Annotated in this window: 2 protein-coding genes; both read right to left on the minus strand. The window is 67.3% G+C overall.

The features are described 5' to 3' along the window. Nucleotides 1-865: Bug family tripartite tricarboxylate transporter substrate binding protein (locus D2K64_RS23355; RefSeq protein WP_157986100.1), on the minus strand; the 865-nt coding region annotated here is incomplete at its 3' end. Next, a complete protein-coding gene (locus tag D2K64_RS23360) occupies nucleotides 865-1,740 on the minus strand; it encodes an alpha/beta fold hydrolase (RefSeq protein ID WP_120010804.1) in 876 nt (291 codons plus the stop codon). The genes D2K64_RS23360 and D2K64_RS23355, both read right to left, overlap by 1 nt. Nucleotides 1,741-2,193 lie beyond the last annotated feature (453 nt).

Consider the following 2,193-nt stretch of genomic DNA (forward strand, 5'->3'; position numbering starts at 1 on the left):
GCTCCTCCAACACCGCGGCCACATCCCGTTGGAGGCGTGACAGCAGCGCTTCGGGCGTGCCCTTTGGTGAGAAAAGCCCGAACCATGTGCGTGGGTCGATCTCCGGGTATCCCGCCTCGGCCAGGGTTGGCACCTCCGGGAGTTGCGGCAGGCGCGTGGGCCGCCCCACGGCGAGTGCCCGCAGCGCGCCCGTCGCCAGGAACTCGCGCGCCGAGGCCACGCCCGCCAAGGTGCCCTGCACCTCGCCCGTCACCGTCGCCAGCACGGCCGGCGTCAGGCCGCGATACACCACCTGCGCGATGTCCAACCCTTCGCGCGCCTTCAGCGCCTCGAAGAGGAGGTGGGGCTGACTGCCGGGACCGTAGGAGCCGTAGTTCAGCGTCCCTGGCCGCGTCCGCGCCGCCGCCGCCAGCCCTGCCATGTCGTGCGCCGGCACCGAAGGATGGATCAGCACCATCTGGTGCACATCCAGCAGGTAAGATACCGCCACCAGATCCTTCATGGGATCGAAGGGCAACTGGGCGTGCAAGTGCGGATTGGCCGTGATCGAGGCGTCCGATGTCATCAGCAGCACGGACCCGTCCGGTGCCGCCTTCGCCACAGCGTCCGTGCCGGGGATGGTCGCCCCGCCCGGCCGGTTCTCCACCGTGACCGTCTGTCCCCAGCGCGCTGTTAACCTCTCCGCCAACACCCTTGCCAGGGTGTCCAGGCCACCACCCGGCGGATAGGGCACCACGATTCGTACCGGCTTCGCAGGCCAAGCCGTCTGCGCGAAGGCGGACGATGCCAAGAACGGCAAGGCCAGGGCGGCGCGGCGCGTGGGCGCCAGGATGGGGCTCTTCACAGATTCTGGGTCTCGCCGCATCAGAACAGGTGCCTTTCCAGTGCTGCCAGCGTGGCCGCCGGCGCCTCCAACTCTGGCAAGTGTCCCACGCCCTCTTGCACGACCATGGCGGCACCGGGGATGGCTTCGGCCAGGGTGCGGCTGACCTCGGGTGGATTGACCCGGTCCTCGCTGCCAACCAGGATCAGGCTCGGCGATGCGATCCGAGGGGCGAAGTCCATCGTGTCCGCCGTGTCGCTCGCGTGGGCGGCGCGCATCAGCCCCTTGGCGTGCGTCGCGGCCAGCGTTTGCCGCACCCATTCTGCCACGGCCTCTGATGTGCCGGGGGCAACAAGGTTCTGCCATCGCTCCCGCGCCAGGGCCATGCCGCCCGCCGCCATGCTGGCCTGCCGCATCGCTAGCATCCGGTCCCGTTCCGCCTGGGGCTTCCAGCGCTGCCCCCGGGACGTGCCGAGCAGCGCCAGCCGCCCCACCCGCTCGGGATGTTCCGCCGCCGCCACCATGGCGACGAGCGAGCCGAAGGAGGAACCGACGAGGTGGGTGCGCGCGACACCCAGCCCATCCAGCAGCGCCACGAGCACTCGCGCGTAATCCGTCGCCACGGGTGCCTCGGCCGCGAAGTCGGCGGAGAGCCAATAGCCTGGCGCGTTCCAGGCGATCACCCGTGCCCTGCGCGCCAGAGCCGGCAGCACGAAGCGCCATCCCGCGCTATTGGCGCCGATCCCATGCAGAAGCACCACCGTCTCAGGTCCTTCGCCTGCCTCCATAAAGGAAAGCCGGCCATGCTCCAGGCCTAGCGTGGCTGCGTTCAGCTCGACGAAGCGTGTCTCCGGCAGCGCCGGTACCGTGCTGCCGTCTGGATGGTGCGATACCGATTGGAAGCAATCCACCAACATCAAGCTCCTCTCAACGACCTTGGAAGCTGATATCCTGTCGCTGTACTCATGAAGCTGCCAGAAGCGGTTCTGACAGCAAAGGGTCTGCAAAAAGCACTTAACAGAACCTGCGGATCTGGTTCAGGCAGACGGGGGCACAGGCGAGCTTCGTGAAGGCCGTGGATGGCGGTGCGACGTCTCGCTGGAGATCAATGGGGAAGCCGCGACACGCGGCCGCATCGGTTTGGCAACCCTGGGGCAGTGCGTACGGTGGTGGTTTGGGCTCTGACGCCACCCTTCTATTGATGGTACGGGGCCTGACCAGTTCAGCCTGGGTCTCGTGCTGTACGCCGGGTTCTATCACGTTCGAACAGAGTGAGCAGGTGCAGGGCAGGGGCTCCTTGGTTCCCTTGGAGAGCACCAACTGTCCGACTCAGCAGAGTTTAGCTCAAAGCAGAACGGCTTCTTCGACGC

This window comes from Teichococcus vastitatis (assembly GCF_003604215.1).
GTDB lineage: Bacteria > Pseudomonadota > Alphaproteobacteria > Acetobacterales > Acetobacteraceae > Pseudoroseomonas > Pseudoroseomonas vastitatis.